The sequence below is a fragment of the Streptomyces sp. SID3343 genome (genome assembly GCF_009865215.1).
Taxonomy (GTDB): domain Bacteria; phylum Actinomycetota; class Actinomycetes; order Streptomycetales; family Streptomycetaceae; genus Embleya.
This window is the reverse complement of sequence record NZ_WWJX01000709.1, coordinates 1-1,339: the sequence shown is the minus strand read 5'-3', so window position 1 is coordinate 1,339 and position 1,339 is coordinate 1. Positions and strand designations below refer to the sequence as shown.

At 68.6% G+C, this 1,339-nt stretch carries 1 protein-coding gene; it reads right to left on the bottom strand.

From position 1 onward, the window contains the following. Positions 1-255 precede the first annotated feature (255 nt). Positions 256-1,041 (bottom strand): GntR family transcriptional regulator, encoded by a 786-nt coding sequence (locus GT354_RS55850; RefSeq protein ID WP_161358001.1) that lies wholly within the window; start codon positions 1,039-1,041, stop codon positions 256-258. Positions 1,042-1,339 lie beyond the last annotated feature (298 nt).

Genomic DNA, 1,339 nt, shown 5'->3' with positions numbered 1-1,339 from the left:
CAGCCCGGGGCGGGCGCCCCGGGCGCGCCGGCGGCGCGGAACGCGTCGCCCTTGAGTAAGTAGAGAAAAGTTCGACCATGCGCCGCGAGGAACCGCGGATGCCCTCATCGCGCTCTGGGGCGCCGGTCGTGTCGGTGGGCAACCGCGGTGCCGGACTCACGCGCTTGGGGCTGCGATGAGGCTGGGCCTCGGTGTCGGCTCAAGCGTCACTACTGATCCGAGCATTCCCCCTGACGTCGCGGGGGAATAGGTGCGTCACTCCTTGGTGCCGGCTCCACTCTTGCGGGCGGTCGCCCGGCCCTGCGGGACGATGACGTAATCCGCCTGTGTCGCCTCCGCGCTGATCGTCGTCTCCTCCAACAGGAGGGGGCCCTCGTTCCCGCCGGTGACACGGCGGATGACTATCACCGGGACACCCTCCGGCAGACGCAGGGCGGCGGCCTCGTCCGGGGCGGGCACGCGCGCGGTCACCCGCTCGTGCCACGTGAGGCGGTGGCCGGCGGCTTCCAGGGCGGCGTACACCTCGGCCTGCGGACGGAGTAGGGCGTCGCTGCCCAGGTCTGCGCCGGCGGCGGTCGCGAAAGGGATCACCGTGCGCACCAACGCGCGGGTGCCGGTGGGCTGGTGGGTGATCAGACGATCGCACCCGAACACGGCCTCCCCCTCGTCCAACCCGAGTACCGGCCCGGTCGTGGCGTCGGTGGTCGCCCGGTAGGCGGTCCGCTCCTCGACCTGTGACCACTCGGTGTCGGGGTCGATGTAGCGGCCGGCGCTGCGGGTGATCGCACGCTCCAACGTCACGGCAGGGGGGCCTGCGGCGGCGCGCACGAACGACCCCTTCCCGCGCTGAACGATGACCAGCCCCTCGCTGCGCAGGGCGGCAAGCGCCTGGCGCACGGTCGGTCGGGACACGCCGTAACGCTCGCATAGGGCCGATTCGGAGGGAAGCAGGGATCCGGGCGAGTACTCGCCTGACCGGATGTCGGATCGGATGGCGGACGCCAACTGCTGATAGAGCGCATCGGGACGGATCAATTCCATCGCGCTTCTCCTTCGGTCTTGCGGCGGTTGCTGTCGCCGTACCAAGAGGCTATGTCTCGACACTTCCTGTGTCACCTGTCCTGACAAGTGACTTGCGTCAAGGTCTTTCTTAGCTGACACTTGTCATGACAAGTGACGTCCGACAACGGACGGACGTCCATGAGTGGCTGGAGGCCACACCCATGCAGTCCATACCTGTGGACATCAACCGGCTCGGGACGCTCATGTGCGTCGTCGCGCCGGAACCCAAGCTCGTCAACCGGGACACCGGTGAACTCAAGGTCGACCGTGACGGCGT

Bases quoted from the DNA above. Each gene is read 5' to 3' on its own strand.
- GT354_RS55850 (WP_161358001.1), bottom strand. From the start codon at position 1,041: ATGGAATTGATCCGTCCCGATGCGCTCTATCAGCAGTTGGCGTCCGCC.